We start from the raw sequence: 22,067 nt of genomic DNA on the forward strand, positions 1-22,067 counted from the left end.
TTACTTATCGAGAAACAGAAATTTGTCTCTTTGATTTTTTTCTTTATTCTTTCAAAGTAAAGTAATTTTAAATGTTCATAAACGGATTCTCCTCATAATGATACACTATCACTGATAGTATCATCTTATTTTTCACCACTAAATCTTTTTATAAATCTCGTATACAAGATCAAATAATTTTACACAGTATCCCTTGGTGTTTCACTTCCCAGTTACATACACTAACTGAATCTTTTCTTATAATGGCTTCTGAAATACATCTTTTACAATAATTTTCTTCTGAACATGTAGAACACTGTTTTGAATCCGGAAATTCTAATTTTGAAAACAACTTGAAACTTCTATTTAAAATTGTTTTAAGTGATTCTTGCTTCAAATTACCAATGTTCAACCGCATCATAGCACAAGGCGTTACCACCATATTCGGTTTGATCTTTAATGTTTATAACCTGCTCCACAGTTACCTATCTCATTTTTTTCTTCTATTTCCTCGATAGGCTGCGCTATTAGAGCAGTAGCCACACTTGTGTTTATTCCTGTTTTTCCATTTTATCCACACCGTTTACCAATGAATATAAACTAATCTTACCACAAAGTTAATAAATGAAAATTCTTTTATCATTAAATTTATCATAATGAATTAAAAAACATTCAACAAAAACATTGAACAAAAAGGACAAGTAATTGACTATCCAACTACTTGTCTTTTCATTAAAGGTAATTCAAATCATCCCTCAGAATGATATGCCGTCACTTCTCTAAAACTTAATTTAATCATAACCATCCTAAATATAATACAATTTCTCAGACGGATAAATTGCATCACTCGTAATGTCCAAGCCTAACTCTCTTAATAGATAGGGTACAAACAAAGTACTAACATCGAGTAAAGACTTTAACAAACAAGCACCATACGCAATCATCCAATCTGCGTATGGTGCTTAAATATTCTATTTTTACGAAACTGGCAACTCTGCTCCATTACTCTGAATCACTTTTTGATACCAATAGAACGAATCTTTTCTACTCCGCGCCAACGTCCCATTACCGTCATCGTCTTGATCGACATAGATAAAACCATAACGTTTTGACATTTCAGAAGTCCCAGAAGAAACAATATCAATCGAAGACCACGTCGTATACCCAATTAAATCAACCCCATCAATCAAAGCTTCTTTCATTTGCACAAGATGTTTTTGTAAATAATCGATGCGGTAGGTGTCATGAATACTTCCATCAGCTTCTACTTTATCTTCGGCACCGATGCCATTTTCTACAATAAATAAAGGCACTTGATAGCGATCATATAGATTATTTAACGTATAACGCAACCCTTTAGGATCAATTTGCCAGCCCCAAGCAGAACTTTCTAGATAAGGATTTTTTAGTCCTTTTTTCAAGTTGGCATCTGTCATTTCACCTTCATCTGGCTGTGCACTCGACACGTTCGACATATAGTAACTAAATGCTAAATAATCAGACGTGTACTCTTTTAATAATTCTTTGTCTCCGTCTGCCCAAACGATTGAAACACCATTTTCTTTAAAGAAGCGATTCATATAGCCAGGATAAGCCCCACGAAGCATCACGTCTGTATAGAAGAAGTTGTCATATTGATCGTCATGCATCATTTGTAAGACATCTTCTGGCTTACAGGTTGCCGCATACGTTGTAAAACGTGCGATCATACAGCCCATTTTGCCAGCTGGGTTGATTTCATGCAATCGTTTGGTAACAAGTGCTGCTGCGACAAATTGATGATGGACTGCTTGATAACAATCTTGGATATAATTGTCTGTTTTATCCGCTACGACACCAGTAGATTTAAAGGTTGAAAAACGTCCTGCGTTAATTTCATTGAATGAAATCCAGTAGGTCACTCGTTGCCCAAAGTTCGTAAACAAGCACTCGGCAAAGCGAACAAATAAGTCAATGACTTTACGATCTGTCCAGCCTTTGTATTTATTCACAAGTGCTAAAGGCATTTCAAAGTGAGAGATGGTCACAAGTGGTTCCATGTCATATTTCTCGATTTCGGTTAAAACAGCATCGTAGAAATCCAGTCCTTCTTGATTCGGTGTTACCTCTTCCCCGATTGGGAAAATACGACTCCAAGCCATTGAAAAACGGAATACTTTAAAGCCCATTTCTGCACATAAGGCGATATCTTCTTTATAACGGTGATAAAAATCGATTCCATGACGTTTAGGATATCGTTTTGTATTCGGATCTTTCATCGCTTCTTCAATTTTTTCTGTTGTGACATTGCGATGCTTGGCTAAATCTTGACGTTCGATTTGACTATCGAAAAAGGAAATATCTGAAACGGCCATCCCACGACCATACTGACCGTATGCTCCTTCCGCTTGGCAGGCTGCAATCGCGCCGCCCCATAAAAAATTCTCTGGAAATATAGTTTCTTGTGTCATAAATGCCACTCCTTTTTATAGTAATGTAATCAAACGATCGCTTGTATCCACTTGTGCTTGATCGCTGACTACAACATCTTCATAATTTGCTGTATTCGTGATAATAACTGGTGTTGTTACGTCAAACCCAGCTGCTTTAATGGCTTCGATATCAAATACGACCAGCGGATCTCCAGCTTTTACAGTTTGGCCTTGTGTTACTTTTAATTCAAAGTGCTTCCCATCTAATTGAACGGTATCTAAACCAATATGAATGAGTACCTCCGCACCATTTTCTGAAGTTAAACCAACCGCATGTCCTGTTGCAAAGGCCATAGTGACGGTACCATTGACTGGTGAAACCACTTCTCCTTTTGTTGGGGAAATCGCTAAGCCTTGCCCTAATGTTCCTGAAGCAAACGCTTTGTCATTAATATTTTCTAGTGGCACAATGTCACCCGTTAGTGGCTGCTGATCACTTCTGATTTTACGCCAACATGTGTTGCTGTTTTTGCTGTCGATACTTCGTTTGTTCCTGTTGTTGTTTCTGGAATATCCTCAAATCCGATGAAATAAGTTAAAACCGCCGCCAAAACAAATGCTACGGCAATACCGATCAGGAAGCCTACAAAACCTTCGCCATTTGGTCCATAAAAAGCTGGAATCATTAAAATGCTTGAAGGTCCTGCTGCATAGCCCATACTTCCTGCATAGCCAACAATACCGCCACCAACAGCGGCTGAAATCACACCAATAATAAACGGACGTTTTAATCTTAATGTCACTCCATAAACAGCTGGCTCAGTAATACCGAATAAAGCCGTAACGACAGCAGAAGCTGACAATGCTCTAAACTCCTTATTTTTCGTTTTTAGCATAACACCTAAAACGGCACCAGCTTGTGCAAATACAGAAATCGCTACGCTTGGTTTTAGAGGATCTTTCCCCATCGTAGCAATATTATTCATCATCACAGGTACAATGCCCCAGTGCAAGCCAAACATTACAAGAATTTGCCATGAAGCTGCAATTAAGGCACCTGCAATAATCGGATTAAAGTTGATCACTGTGATCAATACATCCGCAATCGCATTCCCTACATATACGCCAAATGGTCCAAAGATCATTAACGTTAACGGCACAATCACAATCAACAGAATCATAGGTGTGATAAAGTTTTTAATACTTTGATGTAGACGTTTATTCAAGAATTTTTCTAGTACACTCATCACATAAATTGCTAAAATGATCGGAATAACTGTTGATGTATATTTCACCATCACCACTGGAATTCCAAAGAAATCAGCTGAAACATCTGGTGCAGCTAACCCAATAATCGTTGGATAAACCAGAGCACCTGCAATCGTTACAGCAACAAAGACATTGGCTTTGAACTTTCTTGCTGCTGTAATTGCTAGTAAAACGGGTAAGAAGTAGAATAAACTATCCGCAATTGCACTTAGAATGATATACGTCGACGTTTCTGGGATGATCAATTTTGTCGTCGTAGCAATAGAAAGTAGCCCTTTTAAAATCCCAGCTCCTGCCATCACACCAAGTAAAGGCGTAAATAAGCTAGAAATTAAATCTACAAATTTGCCAAAAATCGTTTCATTTTCATTTGAACTATTATCTGAACCGGTCTGATCACCAGTTAGGTTTGAAATGTTTCCAATCGCCTCATACACTTCAGGCACCGTATTGCCAATCACCACTTGGAATTGCCCCGCACTTTCCATTACCGTTACAACACCAGGAATACTTTCCACAGCATTTTTATCCACAATCGTTCTATCTTTCAATTTAAATCGTAAGCGTGTCGCACAATGAACGAGTGATTGTACGTTTTCTTCGCCGCCGACTTCTTTTAATATTTTTTCTGCTAATTGATTCGTATCCATGATAAATCCTCCTAAGAACATACTTGCAAAAGGTTGTTTTCAACTGGTTTAAAATAGTTCCGGATCTATTTTTGGCAAAATAAAAACCTAAACCTTTACTAAAAAATGCATACACTACCCCTGTGTGCAATTCCTTAGTAAAAGTTTAGGTGTCGCCTGCCGAACAGTCACAATCCACTAACCTGATACGTTATTTATTTATCTGTCTCAAATGATAGCATTTTCAAAAATGGAAGTCAATCCTTTTTTGAAAGTGTTTTCTCTCTTGTATATAAACGTTTTAAATGAATCACAAGATACAGCATTTCTTCAGACGTTAAATCCAGATGGAAAGTCGTATACACATACTCTGCAATTTTATTTGCACAATCATACGCTAATGGGTACTTCTTTTTCATTAATAGATACAGGTCATGATCTTCGCTATCGAGTAAGGTTCCGTTGGTGATACGCTGTACAAAAAACTTCAGATGCGTCAAAAAACGATAAAAATTCAATGACTCTTCATCGTATTCGATCCCTAAATGATATTTCACAATCTTTAAAATAGCCGAAACTTCTTTCGTGATTGCAACGGTGGTATTCATTTCTTCATTCATTTCTGCATTGATCAAATGCATTGCAATAAAACCTGCCTCATCAGCTGGCAAGCGAACCTCTGTCTCCTGCTCAATCATCCCCAGTAATTCCTTGGCTAGTTCAAATTCATTTGGATATAAGCGATTGATCTCCCAAATCAACGAATTGGTAATCGATTGTCCATTTTGGTGTCTTTTTAACGCATGGAAAATATGATCCACCAGAGAAACATGTAAACTTTCATTTAACTTTTGATTCAACTTTTTCTTCGAAATATCAATAAATTCTTCTGTTATTTTTAGAATTGGATAAGGAACTTCATTACTAAGTGAATTAAAATGTTGTTGCAAGCCAGCATCCTCTAAATGAAACACTTTGTCGGCTTTTGTCATATCTAAGGTTTCGCCTGCACTCTTTTTAAATCCAATTCCTTTACCCATGATCACATGTTCTATTCCATGCTCATCTTTTGTGATGATCACGTTATTGTTTAATATTTTATATATTTTCATGACATAACCTCCTCATTTTTGTCTGGCTTCTTCAATTTGCTATTCTACGCTATGAAACGAGAAAAAGAAAGGGGTTGTTTTTTATGGGAATACGTTTTCTTACTTAATGAGACTTCTGAAATTGTGACGCATAGCTGAATAAGTATTACTTGTCAGAAATTTCTCTTTATACATGAATTTTCTCAAAAGATGGGCTTATTACCCTATTTAAAAAAGCAATTCATGTTATTTTGCATATAATAACATCTTGATTTTAACTATAATTAATTGATCACTTATGCCATAATTATTTTTATATCGGTATTTTTTCTATCGGTCTATCTCAGCTGACTACCTAATTCTTTACTACTCCAAAAATAAACACATAGTAATTTTTGTGGACACTATTTTACTTATTTCAAACATACTCGTAAAAAAACTGCTATATCAATGATTTCGCTGATGTAAATGCCTGTATACACCCAATTTTTAACAAAGTACACGATAATAGACAGACAAAATAGACCATCTATATTATCTTAGACTCAAAGGAGACAGCAAAATGAACTTTAATAAGCAATTAAAAACGTATCGTGAAAGAGATGGTTATTCTCAAGAAGAACTTGCAGAAAAAATCTATGTCACACGGCAAACAATTTCTAAATGGGAGAACGATCACACCTATCCTGATATTCATAATCTGATTGCCTTGAGCACTCTTTTTGATGTCACCTTAGATGAATTAGTCAAAGGAGATGTAGAAATTATGAAAAAAAATCAACACATCGAAGCAGAAAAAATGAATCGGCTATCTTGGGTCATGCTCTTCTTTATTGTCCTAACAGTTCTATCTATTGGTCCTGCTATGTTACTTTGGGGCTGGTATGGCTTGGCTATTTCTTTCGTTCTTTGGGGAATTTCTATGATTGCGGCTTTAAAAATCGAGAAAATCAAAAAGGAAAGAGATGTTCAAACATATAGTGAGATTGTTGCTTTTATAGACGGGGAAGATCTTGAAGCAGCCAGAGCCAAACGAGATAAAAAAAGAGATCGTTGGAATAAAACAAAAATCGTTGTGGGCTTTTCATTAGCTGCTGGTGTGCTTGCTGCGGTTAGTTCGCTGCTATGGGTTTGGCTTTCGTAAAATTGCAATACACTTAATATTCGTGCTCTTAGCAAACACACAAAATAACAGTTAAAAGTGGATGATCCACTTTCAACTGTTATTTTATTAACTATTTTTGCATTTTTTGAGCATCATCAGTATCTCATGAAAAATCAAATATAATACAGATTCTCCGACGGATAAACCGCATCACTAGTAATATCCAATCCTAACTCTCGTAATGTCTGCTCATCATTTTTACTTAACATCACCGTAGAATGCGCTTGGACACCATTTAATTCCGATAATTTATCATAAGCCAATTGTGCTGTCGGATTCGTCACAGCACTGATCGCTAAGGCAATCAAAATTTCATTGGCTTTTAAAGCGGTTATCTTACTGTGAAGATCCTTTCGTTTCATCGTTTGAATCGTTTCAAGGATCACTGGCGATAATAATAAAATTTCATCCGATATATTGGCTAATGTTTTAATAGAATTCAAGATAGCAGATGAACATGAATCCATCAGGCTACTTGTTCTCCCCGTTACAATTCGACCATCTTGCAGCTCAAATGCAATAACGGCAGGTGTTTCACTACTTTGAGTTTGTTCTCTTAATCGTTCTGAATACTCTCTAGCGGGAAGCACCGCCTTGCGGTCTTCTTTTTTCAGCTCGACTTCTTCCATGATCAATTTAATGCGATTGACTGTTTCTTCATCGATCAATCCTTTTTTAAAGTCACATTCTGTAGCAAAACAACGGCGAATAATTTCTTGCTTAGAGGCTTCTTTTACCACGTCATCATCAATGATCCCAAAACCTACACGGTTAACCCCCATATCGGTTGGTGATTGATAGACAGATTCTTCACCCGTAATTTTTTCAATGATCCGCTTGATCACGGGGAAGGTCTCAACATCACGATTATAATTGACGACAACTTCTTGGTATTTATCAAAGTGGAAAGAATCGATCATATTCACATCTTTTAAATCAACGGTTGCTGCTTCATAGGCAATATTTAAAGGGTGCTTCAACGGAACATTCCAAACTGGGAAGGTTTCAAATTTTGAGTAGCCAGCAGTCTTACCATTACGACTTTCATGATACAACTGGTTCAAACAAGTCGCTAATTTCCCACTACCTGGACCAGGTGCTGTAACGACTACAATTGGTTTAGTTGTTGGGATGTATTCATTTTTGCCAAAGCCTTCTTCGCTGACGATTTTTTCAAGATTCGATGGGTAATCTTCGATGGCCGCATGTTTATACACTTTGATATCTCTTCGTTCTAGCTTATTGATAAACATTTTTGTCGAAGGTTGTCCACTGTAGCGTGTAATAACTACGCTATTGACCGCTAAACCATATTCTCTTAATTCATCGATTTGACGTAAAATATCCATATCATAGGTGATTCCATAATCGCCACGAATTTTGTTACGCTCGATATCTCCTGCATAAACACAAATCAAAATCTCAGCTTGATCTTTTAATTTTTGTAACAGTTTAATTTTAGCGTCCGCATCAAATCCTGGTAAAACGCGTTTTGCATGCATATCTCCAATCAATTTACCACCAAATTCCAAGTAGAGCTTGTCGTAATGGTCAACTCTTTCAAGGATATATTTTGATTGCTCTTCGATGTACTTTTGTGGATCAAAACCTAGTTTTTTCACGTAAGAACCCTCCGATATTTGTATACTGCCATCTATTATAAACTTATTTTCGGATGATTACGATAAGGAATTTCATTATTTACTATCTAGCTATATTTTACGTATCAATGCTGACTTATTTTGAGTCTACAATTCAAGCTTCTTACTATGAAACTAAAAACGTTATTTACCTATTCTCTCAAAAGCTTGATCTAGATCAGCAATCAAATCATCAATATATTCAACACCTACAGATAAGCGAATCAACCCATCATTAATTCCAGCCTGTTCTCTGATTTCCTTTGGAATAGACGCATGTGTCATCACTGCTGGAACTTCAATCAAACTTTCAACCCCACCCAAGCTTTCTGCTAACGTAAAAATGGTTAGTCCTTCCACAAACGAATTGACCAACGCTTCATTTTTCAGCTCAAAAGAAATCATGCCACTAAAACCGTTCATTTGTTTTTTGGCTAATTCAAAGCCCGCATGACTCTTTAACCCAGGATAATAAACAACTGCAACAGCTGGATGATTTTCAAGATATGCGGCAATTTTTAGTGCATTTTTTTGGTGAGCTTCCATTCTAAGTGCCAATGTTTTGAGACTTCTTTGAACTAACCAACTATCATGAGGGCCTAAAACGCCCCCTATCGCATTTTGGTAATAGCCGATTTTTTCTGCTAATACTGTTTGATTTGTCACTGCAAAACCTGATACAACATCACTATGTCCGCCAAGATACTTGGTTCCACTGTATACCACAATATCGGCTCCTAGTGTTAAGGGACGTTGAAAATAAGGCGTCATAAAGGTATTATCCACAATCGTCACTAAATGATACTTGTTTGCTAGAGAGGAAATTGCTTGAATATCAGAAATTTTCAATAATGGATTGGTCGGCGTCTCAAAGAGAATTGCTTTTGTTTTATCCGTGATTGCTCCTTCTATTGAGGTTAAAACATCTGTTTTCACCAATGAATAGGTGAGTCCATTTTTCTCAAAAACCTTTTGAAATAATCGAAACGTTCCGCCATATACATCATCGCCTAATAGTATATGATCTCCTGCTTTAAAAAGTGATAAGACTGTATGCAAGGCTGCTAAACCAGAAGCAAATGCAAAGCCTTGTATGCCTTCATCTAGCTCTGCTACTAATTCTTCTAAAGCAAATCGGGTCGGATTTCCAGAACGAGAATATTCATACTGTTTAGGGTTTCCAACACCATTTTGCTTGTAGGTTGAGGTTTGATAGATTGGGACACTGACTGCTCCTGTTTGTTCATCGTTACTGATTCCACCATGGATTAATTTTGTTTGAAAATGCATCGTTTTTCCTCCTTGAATTGGTCTTAGCCATAAATATTTTTTGAGAGATATCGTTCTCCAGAATCTGGAAAAATAGTGACGATTGTACTGTTTTCGGGTAAGGTCTTGCTTTCTTTAATGGCTGCAGCAAAAGCTGCTCCGCTTGAGCTGCCGACAAGTAGCCCAAATTTTTCCGCTAAAAGCCTTGTAAAATAAAACCCTTCTTCATCACGGATAGTATAAATTTTATCAATAGTTATATTCTCAAAGAACGTGGGGATAAACTCTACACCGATCCCTTCAATTTCGTGTCCGTGAGCTGTTCCTCCATTTAAAATCGAGCCTTCTGGTTCTACTCCAATCGCACGAATCTGTGGCTTTTGATCTCTTAGATAGGCTGCAACGCCTGCGAAAGTTCCTCCACTGCCGATTCCTGCAACAAAGCTTGTTAGTTTTCCTGAAAGTTCATGAAAAATTTCAGGTCCAAGTGTGTTGTAATACGCTTGGGGATTTTCTTCATTTTCAAATTGTAACGGTAAATAACTATTTGGAATCTCTTTTGCCAATTGTTTTGCTTTGTCGATTGCCCCTCTGATTCCTTTGACAGTTGGTGTATGGACGATCTCTGCTCCTAACGCTTTCATCAATTGTTGTTTTTCCAAGCTAAACTTCTCCGGTACAACAAATACAGTCTTGATGCCTTCCTTTACACCTGCCAAGGCAATACCAATTCCTGTATTTCCTGCTGTGGGTTCAATGATCGTAGTTGCAGTAGTTATTTTTCCTTCTTGTAACGCGTGGGTTAGCAAATGTTGCCCCAGCCGATCTTTTACACTCCCACCTGGATTTAGGTACTCTAATTTGGCATAGATCGTACTTCCTTTTTGACCGCCAAATCGAGCAGCATCAAACTTGAACATCGGTGTATGTCCAATCAATTCCTGTACTTCATCAACTATCATGACATCCTCCTATCGCTATTATAACTGCGCCGTTGCAACAAAAAAAGTGAACAAAAAAAGAGGTACTGACTATTAAATCAGCACCTCTTGAACGTCAAATATAAACAGTTCACCTTTTCTTTAGTAAAGTGATCTGAAGCGTTTAACTTTTCTAGATGGACTATTAATAGGCATGACAAATGGGTATGCTGCTTTTTAGCACCATACAACAACAGCATGTAACTGAACGTCTGTTGTTTGTCATGTCTTTTCCACTCCTCTAAATAAGTATACATGGACGATATCACATCACATTTCTGCTGTCAATTTAAAACGCTTGTTCTAAAGACCGATACAATTCCTTTTTGTCACCAACCGACATCGGCCTTTTTATAAAAGCTGTTCTTTCAGTCGTGTCATAAATGATGGTTGGGACAGAAGCTTATTTCCGAAGCCTTCAAAGCTTAGTACTTTAGCACTTAGAATTTGATGTGATCGAAGCGCAGTAGCTGCTTCTGAGCTACCGTTTATTCGTATACTAAGAGGCTGAAACACAGCTAGTTTTTGTTGTGTTTCAGCCTCTTAGTATCTTGTTCAGTTATGTTTTTTAAAAATAGGTATGGATATCAAATTCTGCAAGATTTGGATACGTAATATCTGCACTAGGAAGATTAGTTGGGGTCCCTATGCCAATTGCAAAAGCATTTGCTGTTTTTGCGGCTTGTAAACCAGCCTCAGCATCCTCAAAAACGGCGCAGTCTTGAGGCGCTAATTTTAACGAGTCTGCTCCTTTTAAAAAGACCTCAGGATCTGGTTTAGCTTTAGATACAACGTTTCCATCGATCAATGTATCAAAATAGTGAGCTAAGCCAGTTGCGGTCATGATTTTAGGGGCATTTTTGCTAGCTGAACCTAGTGCAATTTTAATATTTTTTTCACGCAAGCCTGTTAATAATGGAATCACTCCCGGCAATATTTCTGACGCATCCATATCTTCAATAAATTGGACATATAATGTATTTTTTTTATCGGCAAACGCTTCTTTTTCACTATCAGTATATGCATTCTCTCTATTTGCTAATGATAGAATAATTTCCAATGAAGCCATTCTGGATACACCTTTTAAACGTTCATTCTCTTCTTGGTTAAATGGAATCGCCAACTCATCGGCTAAAGCTTTCCAAGCGAGATAATGATATTTTGCCGTGTCCACTAAAACACCATCTAAATCAAACAATGCACCTTTTAATTTTTCCATATTTTTTTACCTCCTTGTGTTATTTCTATTGTGTAGCTTTCTTCTTGGTAGACGGTTTTAAACTTTAGTTTTTCCCAATGCCTTGGTAGTTTGGGGGCCACTTCAAGTTGGTCATTTTTAATTGTCAAACCAGCAAATCCTAAAATAGCTGCCATCCACGCACCACCATTAGCTGCCGGATGTGTTCCACCAATGTAGATCGTTCCTGCATATTGTTTCGATTCCCCCGTCAAATCAACGGTCGCTGTTTTCATAAAATAGGGATACGCCCAGTCTTGATTGTTAAATTTACATGCAACTATGGCGTAGATACAAGCACTTAATGAAGAACCATGTTCTGTCCTAGGCTCATAATACTCCCAGTTTTTTTTCAAAATTTCTTCTTTATAACTATCTGAGAATAAGTGCAACATACAAATAACATCTGCTTGCTTGATGATTTGTGTGTCCGCAGCCACACCATATGCGCCGCCCCAGTATTCCTGTGGGTCTAATAGACGAGATTGAACTGCCTCTACAGAAACATCTTCCAATCGATAATACCCATCGAATTGTTCAATCATTCCAGTTTTTTCATCTGGTTGTGGAACGTATAAATTTTCTAAGAAGCTTTGTAAAACAGTTTTTTGATTAAGGAGATTGGTTTTCATCAGAAGTTTTTCTAAGAATACAGGTTCCTTTTTACTTAGTAGGTTCCAAATATCTAATGCAATGCGTACCGTTTCATATGCGATTTTATTGGTGTAGGCATTGTTATAAACGCGCTCATGATATTCATCTGGACCAATTACATCGATTAGTTCAAACCGGTTTTTATTTTCTTTAAAATAGCTATATGAGAAATAAAATTTTGCACTTTCAAACACAACTTCGGCAGCCCCATCTAATAAAAATTGAAAATCATTCGTATAACGATAATAATGCCACATTGCATAGGCAATATCTCCACTAATATGGATCTGTTTATCTCTGAAATACGTTCGCATGGATCTTTTAGTGAACACATCGGTCACATTATAATCCGATGTTGCATCTTGGCCATTTTCTTGACTTTCCCAAGCATAAAAGGCGCCAGAAAATCCATATTCTTCCGCTTTTTTTCGGGCACCATCCAGTGTATGGACACGATACATTAATAAGTTACGCGCAACAGTAGGGTCTGTTCTTTGAAAAAATGGTACCATAAACATTTCCGTATCCCAAAAAACGGCTCCTTTGTATGTTTGCCCAGACAATCCTCTCGCTGGAATAGAGAGCTTGTCAGAATGTCTAGGAGCAATGGCGAGCAACTGATAAATACTGTATCGCAAAGCTAGCTGAGCATCGTCATCACCAGTGATTTCAACATCTGATTTTTCCCATAACGAATGCCACTTCTTTTGATGACTCTCTTTGCAACGATCATAGCCTGCATTTTGCGCATGATTCAGTTGCTCTGCAGCTTCTTCTTTAGGATTTTCGCAGTCATTTTCATTGTAAACGGTAACGAAAATCTCAAATTCCACAGGCTCATTTGGCTGTAATGTCAACGTATACTCACGGAATACTTGCTCTTTTTTGAAGGTTTCTTTTTGTTCCGTAAAATTACTTACTTGAACTGCTTGATTGACCACCAATTTCTTTCCTGCTTCACTCGTTTTCGTTTCCATTATGAACGTATTTTTCCCGATTTCAGAGAGTTGATAATCCACTAAATGAGGCCCATTGATATCCCACACCTCACCGTCGATCCCAATCTTTAAGGTTATCGTTAACGGAATTGTACTGACGATCGTCCCTTTGCTTGCCATTAAATGGACCGATTCTATACTAACAAAACGCTCAATCGTTAAATCTAACTGCCCAGTATCAACTGTAAACGTCGTCTTTCTGTGGTGAAGTGCATTGTAAAGATCTAATTCTTGAGTATGTTCAACTGGTTTTTCTGTCAATAAGCTTAGTTCATTCTGGTCTTTAAATAGTTTCACGGAGAAACCATTCGGAGCATTCACTGGTTCACGCCACTTTGATCCTACTTGATCATATAGACCAAGTATTGTATTGCCTACCAATTGTTCTTTCGTATATTCTTCCAGCGTTCCTCGATAGCCCATGTAGCCATTTGCAAGAAGAAATTTATTGCCGAAGTTTGTAATGGCACGTTCATCAAACGTTTCACTGATTTTCCAAGTCATTTACTTTCTCCTTTCACTAATGAAGTTTTTTTACGATTGGTTGATTCCCAATTTCAGTTTGCTCTCCATAGATTTTCACCGTGACAGGATTTCCCTCAAGGATTTGAAATTGCGCTGATTCTTGCTTGACTTTAATTTCAATCAGGCTATTTTTATAATGAATTTTAAAGGTATAACTTGTCCATTGTTGTGGAATCATCGGAGCAAGTAACAGTTCTTTACCATCTGTACGGACACCACCAAAACCATAAACAATATTCATCCAAGCAGCCGCAATCGATGTCGTATGAAGTCCCTCTTTTGTATTTCGATTATAATTATCCAAGTCCATTCTTGTAGCAAATCCAAAGAAATCATAAGCTTCTTGTTCTTTTCCTAGCTCTGCGGCTAAAATAGAATGAATAGAGGGTGATAGTGACGATTCATGGATTGTTTTTGGCTCATAAAAATCATAGTTGATTCGTTTAGACTCCAGTGAAAAATCTTGGTTATATAAGAATTGAAACATCAATACATCTGGCTGCTTGATCATGTCATTACGATAAATTCGATCATAGGACCAATTATGATAAAGTGGGAAATCTTCTATTGGGATGGAATTGATTTCGACATGGGGCAGTTTAAAAAAGCCATCATGTTGTTCGATCAAGCCATTTTCTTCTGTAATGATCAATGCTTTTTCAGCACATTTTGCCCACGCTACTTGCTCTTCGTCTGTGAGTGTCAGTTGTTGTTTCAATTCTTCGATGCGTTTGGGATGTGTTTCTTTTATTTCAGTTAAGGTAGCCAAGGTATATTCAAATGTCTTTTTAGCCATATAATTTGTATATGCATTGTGATTGACCATTAGCTGAAATTCATCTGGTCCCATGACACCGAAAAAGCCAAATTCCCCTGTTGGTGACCAATCCCCTCTCGTTCTTAAAAAGCGGCTGATCTCGATCAGCATTTCAATACCATGACTGAATAAGAAGTCTGTATCTTCTGAAACTTGTAAATAGTGCCAAATACCGTAGGCTACTCCTGTACTCGGTTGAAATTGCAAACTAGCATGCTGCCATAGATCACTTGCTTCATTTCCATTTAAAGTTGCGATTGGATAACAAGCACCCTCACAATCTAGCTCATTCGCACGCTTTTTCGCTTGCGGCAATGTTTGATAACGAAATTCTAGTAAGTTTTTCGCTGCTTCTAGATTATTCAAAAGATAAAATGGTAGACAGCAAGTTTCTGTATCCCAAAAAGCATGACCGCCATAAGATTCACCAGTTAAACCTTTTGCTCCGATATTATTGGATGGATTTTGACCATGATAGGTTTGTTGCAGTTGGAAAATACAATAGCGAATCCCTTGCTGGTTAAGATCATCACCTTCAATTTGGATATCTAAAGACGCCCACATTTTTTGCCAATATTTTTCTTGTCTTCTTTTCGCCTCATCATATGAAATCGTCCTTTGTTGTTGACGTTCGACTTCTCCTTTTGTCCACAATTCATTTGTCTCAATTGCCGTTTTTTCAGCAACATTGGTCGTATATCTTTTCAATTCAAAAGCTTTATCCATATTAAGTTTAACGTTAACTTAATGCCTATAAATTTATCCCTTTCAACAATTTCTGTTGCAAGAGATTCGTTTGCTTCTATTTGAAACCCTGAATAGATTTTTTGATTTGTTGTCGTTGTTTTTCCAATGATTGCTGCTGCCATTTTAGTTGCAGCTTTTTTTTCTTCTTGCCAAAAATTTTGTTCTTGGGATTGATGAACTGTATTGAAATCTGCTCCCACTTGAAAACTGATCTCATCAGAAAAATTTAGTGCCTCTACTGTGATTTTTTGAAATCCATAGTGCGCTTGCTCCATATCTAAGAATCGTTCGAACAGTAATTTTACTCTTTTTTTGCTTTTTGTTTCCCAAATAAACGATCTAGATAAAATACCTGTGCGCATATCTAGTGTTCTGCTAAAATCAGTGATCTCTACTTTAGCTAAATCTAAGTACTCACCATCGATTGCTATTCTTGTATACAACCAATCGACCGCGTTGACCATAAAATGACTTCTTGAAACGATTCCTTTGTACTGCACTCTATTTTCAGTTGGACTATTTTCATAAATCCCATTGAAGTAGCTTCCTAATAAAGTAGGACCACTAAAACCTTCTTCGAAATAACCTCTTATTCCACTGTATTCATTTCCTAAAGAAAAAATCGACTCAGATACTTCATTTTTTTCCAAGTCATATCCTTCTTCCGTAATCATCCATGGATCTAATTTATAATATAGATCGGCAACTTTTGCCATTTACTCCTTCATCCCTTTCATTAGCGAGTCGTTTTACGAATAACCAATTTTCCTTGTAGTTCGTTTAATTGATCGATTTTGCTCGCATCTTCTTCTTTGATTGAAATATCTACCAATAATTGCATCGCTTTTTCACCTTTGCTGATTTGGTCCAATCGCACTGTAGATAGCGGTGGATCATTCAGCGCAGCATAAGCAATATCATCAAATCCAATGATCGATAGCTTTTCTTCTGAATATGCCTGATGTTGTTTTAAAAAATGAATAAACGTCAATGCTAGAAAATCTGCGGTAACAATTACTCCTTGGTACGCATCGATTGCCTCCAACATATCGGACTGTTCTTCATCTGTGTAAATCAACTGCTCTTCTATGTCGATATTTTGTTGATTTAAAGCAGCTTTGTATCCTAGATAACGTTGCTGAATGACACTAGTTTGATTTTCGTCAAATCCATAGGAAAGAAAAGCAATTTTCTCGATTCCACGAGAAAGCAAATAACTCGTCGCATCAAACCCAGCTTGAAAATCGTTTGTATTGATAAAATAGCGATTTGGATAATTTTTGATTTTTGTATACATTTGTTCTTCTAAATGCGTATCTAAAAAGACAATAGGACTTTGAATGATTTTATCCGCTTGTTCAAATAACTGCTGTGTGAAACCTACAGCAATAAACCCTTCAAATTTCCAATTTTTTTGGACTTCCTCGATATCTTCCATAGAATTTACACTATGAACCAAAATGAAAAAACCATTTTCTTTAGCAATTCGCTCGATCCCTTCTAGCACCTCTGTCACAAAAGGATCTGAGAAATCTAATTTTGGTTTATCCGAGAAATATAAGAGACCAATTAACCTAGAGGATGACTGCACTAATGCTCTTGCATTCATGTTAGGCGAATAATTATATTTTTTTATAATGGATTGAATTAGTTCCTTTTTAGTATCTGAGACACGATGTGCTTTATTATTGATTACATTAGAAACAGTGGTCACACTTACTCCTGCTTCCTCAGCAATCTTCTTTATTGTGATTTTCATGCTCATCATCCTTTCAATCCGTATATGTAATATACTTATTATACATTGATTGATCTCAATTGCTATAATTTATTTAATTGAACCATTTGCAACGCCTGCAATAAAGCGTTTTTGAAACACGATATAGATCACAATGACTGGAATAATCGATATTGAGGTTGCTGCAAAAAGGCCCCCATAATCCGTTCCATACTGACCATTGAACAATCTTAACCCAACTGATAGCAATTGTTTGCTTTCATCATTGATCATCAAGTATGGCCAAAGGAAATCTTCCCAGCTCCATAAAAATTGAAAAATAGCTAGACTAGCAATCGTATTTTGAGACATCGGTAAAATAATTCGATGGAATATATAAAAATCCGAAGCCCCATCGATCCTAGCTGCCTCAATCATCTCATCAGATATCTGTGAAATGGCTTGACGAAACATAAAAATCCCAAACCCACTGACCATTGAAGGAATGATCAACGCTTTGTATGAATCAAGCCAACCAAAATCTACCATCATTTCATATTTAGGAATGATCGTTACTGCCCATGGCAACATCATTGTACTTAACACAACACCAAACAGTAAATTTTTGCCTTTAAATTTATACTTTGCAAAGACAAACCCCATCAAAGCACTTGTATAAATGATAATGACTGTCGTTGTAATTGAAATAAATAAACTGTTAAGGAACATTCGCATAAAATCAAATTTTTCTTGAACACTTGTATAATTTGCGAAAGTAGACGGAGTTGGGAATAATGATCCTCCGATTTTTACAATGTCACTATTAGGCGCAAAGGAAGACAGAAACATCCACACAAACGGAATAATCGTGATTACCGCTAAGAATAAAAGAACAATATTTAAGACTGTTGCTTTTGTTTTTTTCATGATAATTCCTTCCTTTCTCCGGTTACTTTAAACATAATAACAGTTAAAATACCAATAATGACAAATAAAATAATGGCCATAGCAGAAGCTGTTCCAAAATTATACTTCACAAATGCTTCGTCATAAATCAAATAAGAAATAACGTACGTTGATGTTCCTGGTCCACCATCTGTCATAATCAAAATCTGAATATAAGCCTGCAAATAGGTAATCAACGAAGTGATTAGAACAAAAAGTGTGGTTGGTTTTAATAACGGTAGCGTTACTCGCCAAAAGGTTTGCCAACTACTTGCTCCATCTATCCTTGCAGCCTCAAACACCTCATCAGGTAATCCCATCAGTCCACCCAGAAAAAGAACGGTCGCATAGCCAAAATCTTTCCAAATGGTCATGATAATAATCGCTGGAAGTGCCCAGCTAGTATCTTTCAGCCAGTTGATATCTAGATGAAAAACTTTATTAATCAAGCCAAATTGCGGATCAAACATCCACATCCAAACAAAAGAAACTGCAACCAATGGTGTGATTGTCGGCATATAAAATAATCCTTGAAAAACAGTTTTCATCTTTGTGAACTTAGAGGTCAACAACAAGGCTAATCCTAATCCAATTGCTACTCGAAAGAATACTGAAAAGAAAGCAAAGACAAAGGTATTTCTCATCGAGTCCCAAAATAATCCGCTTGTTAATACATCTTTAAAATTTTCAAGCCCCACATAGTCATACTTATCGATCAAAGGATTCCAGTTATGCAAACTACCGGCAAATGCCTTATAAATTGGATAAATCAGAAAAATAGCAAAATAGATAATCAGCAAGGTAACTGAAACTGTTTTTAGATTCAAAAATGACGTTTTTTTCTTTATTTGTTCCACGTAATTGTCCCCCTTTTAAAGAAAAGGCACTAACATTTGAAACTAGTGCCTTTTCGTTTTTAACTTCTATTTTGCTTCTTTTATGAAAGTATAACTATCTTCCAATGAAGTAAAATCAGTATCTTTCATATCTTTTTCCATCTTTTGTTGGCCATCCTTAACAGCTGATGACAACTCTTTTCCATTAAATAAGACATCTTCCATCGTTTCTGTTCCTGTTGACTCTATTGTTGCTGGAAATGGTCCTGGCCAGATCAAACGATCCACACGAGGAGCAATCGCTTTCAACACTGGATTAGCAAGAATTTCTTTATCATTTGCTAATGATTTCTTAGTAGGGAATGACGCCAATGATAGTGAGCCTTTCTTAGAGTATTCATCATTTGCTAAACAATATCTTAAAAAATCTTGTGCTACGGCTTGTTGTTCATCCGTTTGGTTTTTATTAACTCCAGGTGTACTTTCTCCATTAAAACGATCATAAGCAAAAGGGACATCTTCTGTTGGTGTTGGTGTCGCAAATACACCGTAGTCGATATCTGGATAGTTGGTATCTAGTTCATTTAGATACCATCCCCATTTATAAACCATCGCACTTTGACCGTTCCCAAAACTTTGAGACGATTCAGCACCAAAGTCTTTTGAACCCACACCCTCTTTTTCATAGAGATCAATTAAGAATTGTAAGTTTTCTTTGGTCACTGCATTATCATAGTTGACCATTTTCCCATTATCTTTAAATAATAGTTCTCCTTTTTGATAGTTTAATCCTTGATATAATGCGCTATACGTTTCCCCATTCCAGTTAAATCCAGCTTGAGTAATTTTATCGCCGTCTTTTTTCGTTAATTTTTTAGCAACTTCTTCAAATTGTTTCCATGTCTTTGGAATATCAGCCTCCGTTAACCCAGCTTCTTTCCAAAGAGTTTTATTGTAATAGATATTTCCAGTATTGATCATACTGTCGATATAATAAACTTTTCCATCCGAAATATGAGGTTCAACTGAGGTAAAATCTGCCGTTAAATCATCTGTCGCAATATCGTAGGGGGCTAAATAAGGCATTAAAATATCATTTTGTGAATTATGAATATTAAAAATTGCTGGACCATTTTTCCCTTTCAATGCTAACGGAAGCTTTGTCCAATAATCTTCCCAAGGATGATTAACAACTTTGATTTTGACATTAGGATAAATCTTTTCATATTCTTTTGCCATAGTGATTGCCGGATCGCCTTCATTCCATGTCCAATATTCAATATCAATAGTTTTACCGTCATTTACTAGTTTGTTAGGATCAAATGAGACTTTTTCGCCAAGAACTTCCATTCCTTTATCTTCTTTGGTATCGACCGTGCCACTTGATTTTTCACTACTCTTACCATTCCCACAAGCTGCCAATCCTCCGACCATCAATAAAGTGATCAATGTTGCAAAAACTTTGCGCTTCTTCATAACTTGATTCCTCCTTAAATTTAGTTTAACGTTAAACCACAAAAACAGTTTAACGTTAAACTAAATTTTGTCAACGTTTTCATAATTTTTTTTTCTATACATTTTCTTGTACTATCTCAAAAAAATGAGATATTTTACTTTTGGAAAAAGTTCTTATCAAGAAAAAAACAGGGTCTTGTATATAACGACAAGCGTTATATACAAGACCCTTTTAAATTTAACAAATATAGTAATGAAGCACTGTCTAGACTATACTAATCCGTCATGTGTATTTAAATCTACATGACGGGTTAATTCAATTCAGCGCAGGTTTGTTCTTCATCTTTTATTTTTTCTAAACAATTGGCGGTGTTCCTTCGGCATTCCCAACAATGGCATCGATTTGAATCAACGCATCTTTCGGCAAGGCTGACACACCAACTACTCTTCTAGCCGGTACTCCATCTGGGAAAAATCGTGCGTAAACTTCATCCACAACAGCCATATCAGCAATATTTTTCACAAAAATATTGACCTTCACTACATCGGCTAGCACATGATCAACGCTTTCGATGATCGCTTTAATATTTTCTAAGCACTGTCCGGCTTGCTCTTTGATCCCGCCCGCTACCATTTCATTGGTTTTTGGATCAATTGGTAATTGGGCTGAAATATTATTATAATGTGAAAACGCAACGGTTTGAGTTGAAAACGGACATTTCGGCGCTTGTTCAGTATTATTTGCTTCGATAATCAATCCGTGTCGATCTTCAATTGCTTGTGGTGGTGTACCATCTCCATGTGATACCACAGCTTCAATTTGTACGTCAGCACCCATTGGTAGGTCTGCTACAGCAACAACTGTCCGTGCTGGAAGATACCCTACTGTTCGAGCAATTGCTGAATCTGGGAAAAAGGTTGTGTAGACCTTGTTCACAGCATCGATTTTCGATAGATCTTTCAAGAAGATATTGATCTTAACGATATCATCCAACGGAACATCGATACTTTCTAAAATGGCTTTGATATTTTTTAAGCACTGTCCCGTTTGTTTTTTCACACAACCTGCTATTACTCTACCTGTTTTTGGATCGATCGGTAATTGAGCGGATAAATTATTGTAATGAGAAAATGACACAGTTTGTGTTGATAATGAGCTACTTGGTGCGTTTAACGTGTTATTTGTCAGCTTTATCAAGTCACCTGCTTGGGGTGCATTTGGAATCGTGCCTTCACCGTTTGAAACCAAGGCTTCGATTTGTACCAAAGCATCCATTGGTAAGGCATCTACTGCAACAACTGTTCTTGATGGGTAGTAGCTTGTAAAAAATGACGTAGACACTTCATCTACCGCATCCACATCTTTAATGTTCTTGACAAAGACAGTGATTCTCACAATGTCACTCATCACATGATCAATACTATCTACAATTGCTTTGATATTTTTAAAACATTGTTCTGCTTGCTCTTTGATACCACCAGCAACTAATTTTCCAGATGCTGGATCAAGCGGTAATTGGGCTGAAAAGTTATTGTAATGAGAAAAAGCGACAGTTTGTGACGAGTGGGTATCTTGCGGTGCCTGTTCTGTGTTTCTGGATAATACTGTGTTATCATTGCTCATATTTTCTATTCCTCTTTTCTTTTTAGTACATTCAAATAAAAAAACAAACTACTCATCAAAAAAGTGTTAACGCTTTCAA

At 36.7% G+C, this 22,067-nt stretch carries 18 protein-coding genes; 1 reads left to right on the forward strand and 17 read right to left on the reverse strand.

The features are described from left to right. Positions 1–169 precede the first annotated feature (169 nt). The 5 genes from V192_RS22820 to licT all read right to left on the reverse strand — a co-directional run bounded on the left by V192_RS22820 (position 170) and on the right by licT (position 5,400). Positions 170–433 (reverse strand): SPASM domain-containing protein, encoded by a 264-nt coding sequence (locus tag V192_RS22820; RefSeq protein WP_420834555.1) that lies wholly within the window; start codon positions 431–433, stop codon positions 170–172. A gap of 523 nt (positions 434–956) precedes the next feature. Continuing rightward, the gene (locus V192_RS0106025; protein ID WP_025869966.1) at positions 957–2,429 is read right to left on the reverse strand and encodes a glycoside hydrolase family 1 protein; all 1,473 of its coding nucleotides are present in this window, start codon (positions 2,427–2,429) and stop codon (positions 957–959) included. A 15-nt stretch (positions 2,430–2,444) separates the two neighbouring features. Then, positions 2,445–2,858, reverse strand: a complete 414-nt coding sequence (locus V192_RS22000; protein ID WP_239644587.1) for a PTS sugar transporter subunit IIA — start codon at positions 2,856–2,858, stop codon at positions 2,445–2,447. Between the two features lie 11 nt (positions 2,859–2,869). Next, entirely contained in the window at positions 2,870–4,309 is a 1,440-nt protein-coding gene (locus V192_RS19445) for a PTS transporter subunit EIIC (RefSeq protein ID WP_239644588.1), read from the reverse strand. A 236-nt stretch (positions 4,310–4,545) separates the two neighbouring features. Beyond that, the gene (licT, locus tag V192_RS0106035) at positions 4,546–5,400 is read right to left on the reverse strand and encodes a BglG family transcription antiterminator LicT (RefSeq protein WP_025869968.1); all 855 of its coding nucleotides are present in this window, start codon (positions 5,398–5,400) and stop codon (positions 4,546–4,548) included. Positions 5,401–5,941: 541 nt separating this feature from the next. Here licT and V192_RS0106040 point away from each other — a divergent pair. After that, complete coding sequence (locus tag V192_RS0106040) at positions 5,942–6,523, forward strand: helix-turn-helix domain-containing protein (RefSeq protein WP_025869970.1); 582 nt, start codon at positions 5,942–5,944, stop codon at positions 6,521–6,523. A 134-nt stretch (positions 6,524–6,657) separates the two neighbouring features. Here V192_RS0106040 and V192_RS0106045 read toward each other — a convergent pair whose 3' ends face one another. The 12 genes from V192_RS0106045 to V192_RS0106095 form a co-directional block, all read right to left on the reverse strand. Continuing rightward, positions 6,658–8,166, reverse strand: a complete 1,509-nt coding sequence (locus tag V192_RS0106045) for a DUF1846 domain-containing protein (protein ID WP_025869972.1) — start codon at positions 8,164–8,166, stop codon at positions 6,658–6,660. Between the two features lie 162 nt (positions 8,167–8,328). Further along, entirely contained in the window at positions 8,329–9,474 is a 1,146-nt protein-coding gene (locus V192_RS0106050) for a cystathionine gamma-synthase (protein WP_025869974.1), read from the reverse strand. Between the two features lie 23 nt (positions 9,475–9,497). Beyond that, on the reverse strand, positions 9,498–10,415 hold the full coding sequence (locus V192_RS0106055; protein WP_025869976.1) for a PLP-dependent cysteine synthase family protein: 918 nt from the start codon (positions 10,413–10,415) through the stop codon (positions 9,498–9,500). Positions 10,416–11,001: 586 nt separating this feature from the next. Beyond that, on the reverse strand, positions 11,002–11,652 hold the full coding sequence (gene pgmB, locus V192_RS0106060; protein WP_025869978.1) for a beta-phosphoglucomutase: 651 nt from the start codon (positions 11,650–11,652) through the stop codon (positions 11,002–11,004). Next, positions 11,640–13,826, reverse strand: a complete 2,187-nt coding sequence (locus tag V192_RS0106065; protein WP_025869980.1) for a glycosyl hydrolase family 65 domain-containing protein — start codon at positions 13,824–13,826, stop codon at positions 11,640–11,642. Before V192_RS0106065 ends, pgmB begins: the two co-directional genes overlap by 13 nt. Before the next feature lie 16 nt (positions 13,827–13,842). Further along, positions 13,843–15,372 (reverse strand): glycosyl hydrolase family 65 domain-containing protein, encoded by a 1,530-nt coding sequence (locus tag V192_RS19450; RefSeq protein WP_239644589.1) that lies wholly within the window; start codon positions 15,370–15,372, stop codon positions 13,843–13,845. Continuing rightward, a complete protein-coding gene (locus tag V192_RS22005) occupies positions 15,369–16,127 on the reverse strand; it encodes a hypothetical protein (protein WP_239644590.1) in 759 nt (252 codons plus the stop codon). Before V192_RS22005 ends, V192_RS19450 begins: the two co-directional genes overlap by 4 nt. A 20-nt stretch (positions 16,128–16,147) precedes the next feature. Beyond that, a complete protein-coding gene (locus V192_RS0106075; RefSeq protein ID WP_025869983.1) occupies positions 16,148–17,170 on the reverse strand; it encodes a substrate-binding domain-containing protein in 1,023 nt (340 codons plus the stop codon). A gap of 69 nt (positions 17,171–17,239) precedes the next feature. After that, on the reverse strand, positions 17,240–18,055 hold the full coding sequence (locus V192_RS0106080) for a carbohydrate ABC transporter permease (protein ID WP_029948146.1): 816 nt from the start codon (positions 18,053–18,055) through the stop codon (positions 17,240–17,242). Beyond that, the gene (locus V192_RS0106085) at positions 18,052–18,930 is read right to left on the reverse strand and encodes a carbohydrate ABC transporter permease (protein WP_025869987.1); all 879 of its coding nucleotides are present in this window, start codon (positions 18,928–18,930) and stop codon (positions 18,052–18,054) included. The genes V192_RS0106080 and V192_RS0106085 overlap by 4 nt, the downstream gene beginning before the upstream one ends. 66 nt (positions 18,931–18,996) lie before the next feature. Next, positions 18,997–20,385 (reverse strand): extracellular solute-binding protein, encoded by a 1,389-nt coding sequence (locus V192_RS0106090; protein WP_025869989.1) that lies wholly within the window; start codon positions 20,383–20,385, stop codon positions 18,997–18,999. A gap of 334 nt (positions 20,386–20,719) precedes the next feature. Continuing rightward, a complete protein-coding gene (locus tag V192_RS0106095) occupies positions 20,720–21,988 on the reverse strand; it encodes a RidA family protein (RefSeq protein WP_025869992.1) in 1,269 nt (422 codons plus the stop codon). Positions 21,989–22,067: the final 79 nt, after the last annotated feature.

Source organism: Enterococcus crotali, from assembly GCF_000633635.1.
GTDB classification, from domain to species: Bacteria; Bacillota; Bacilli; order Lactobacillales; family Enterococcaceae; genus Enterococcus_L; species Enterococcus_L crotali.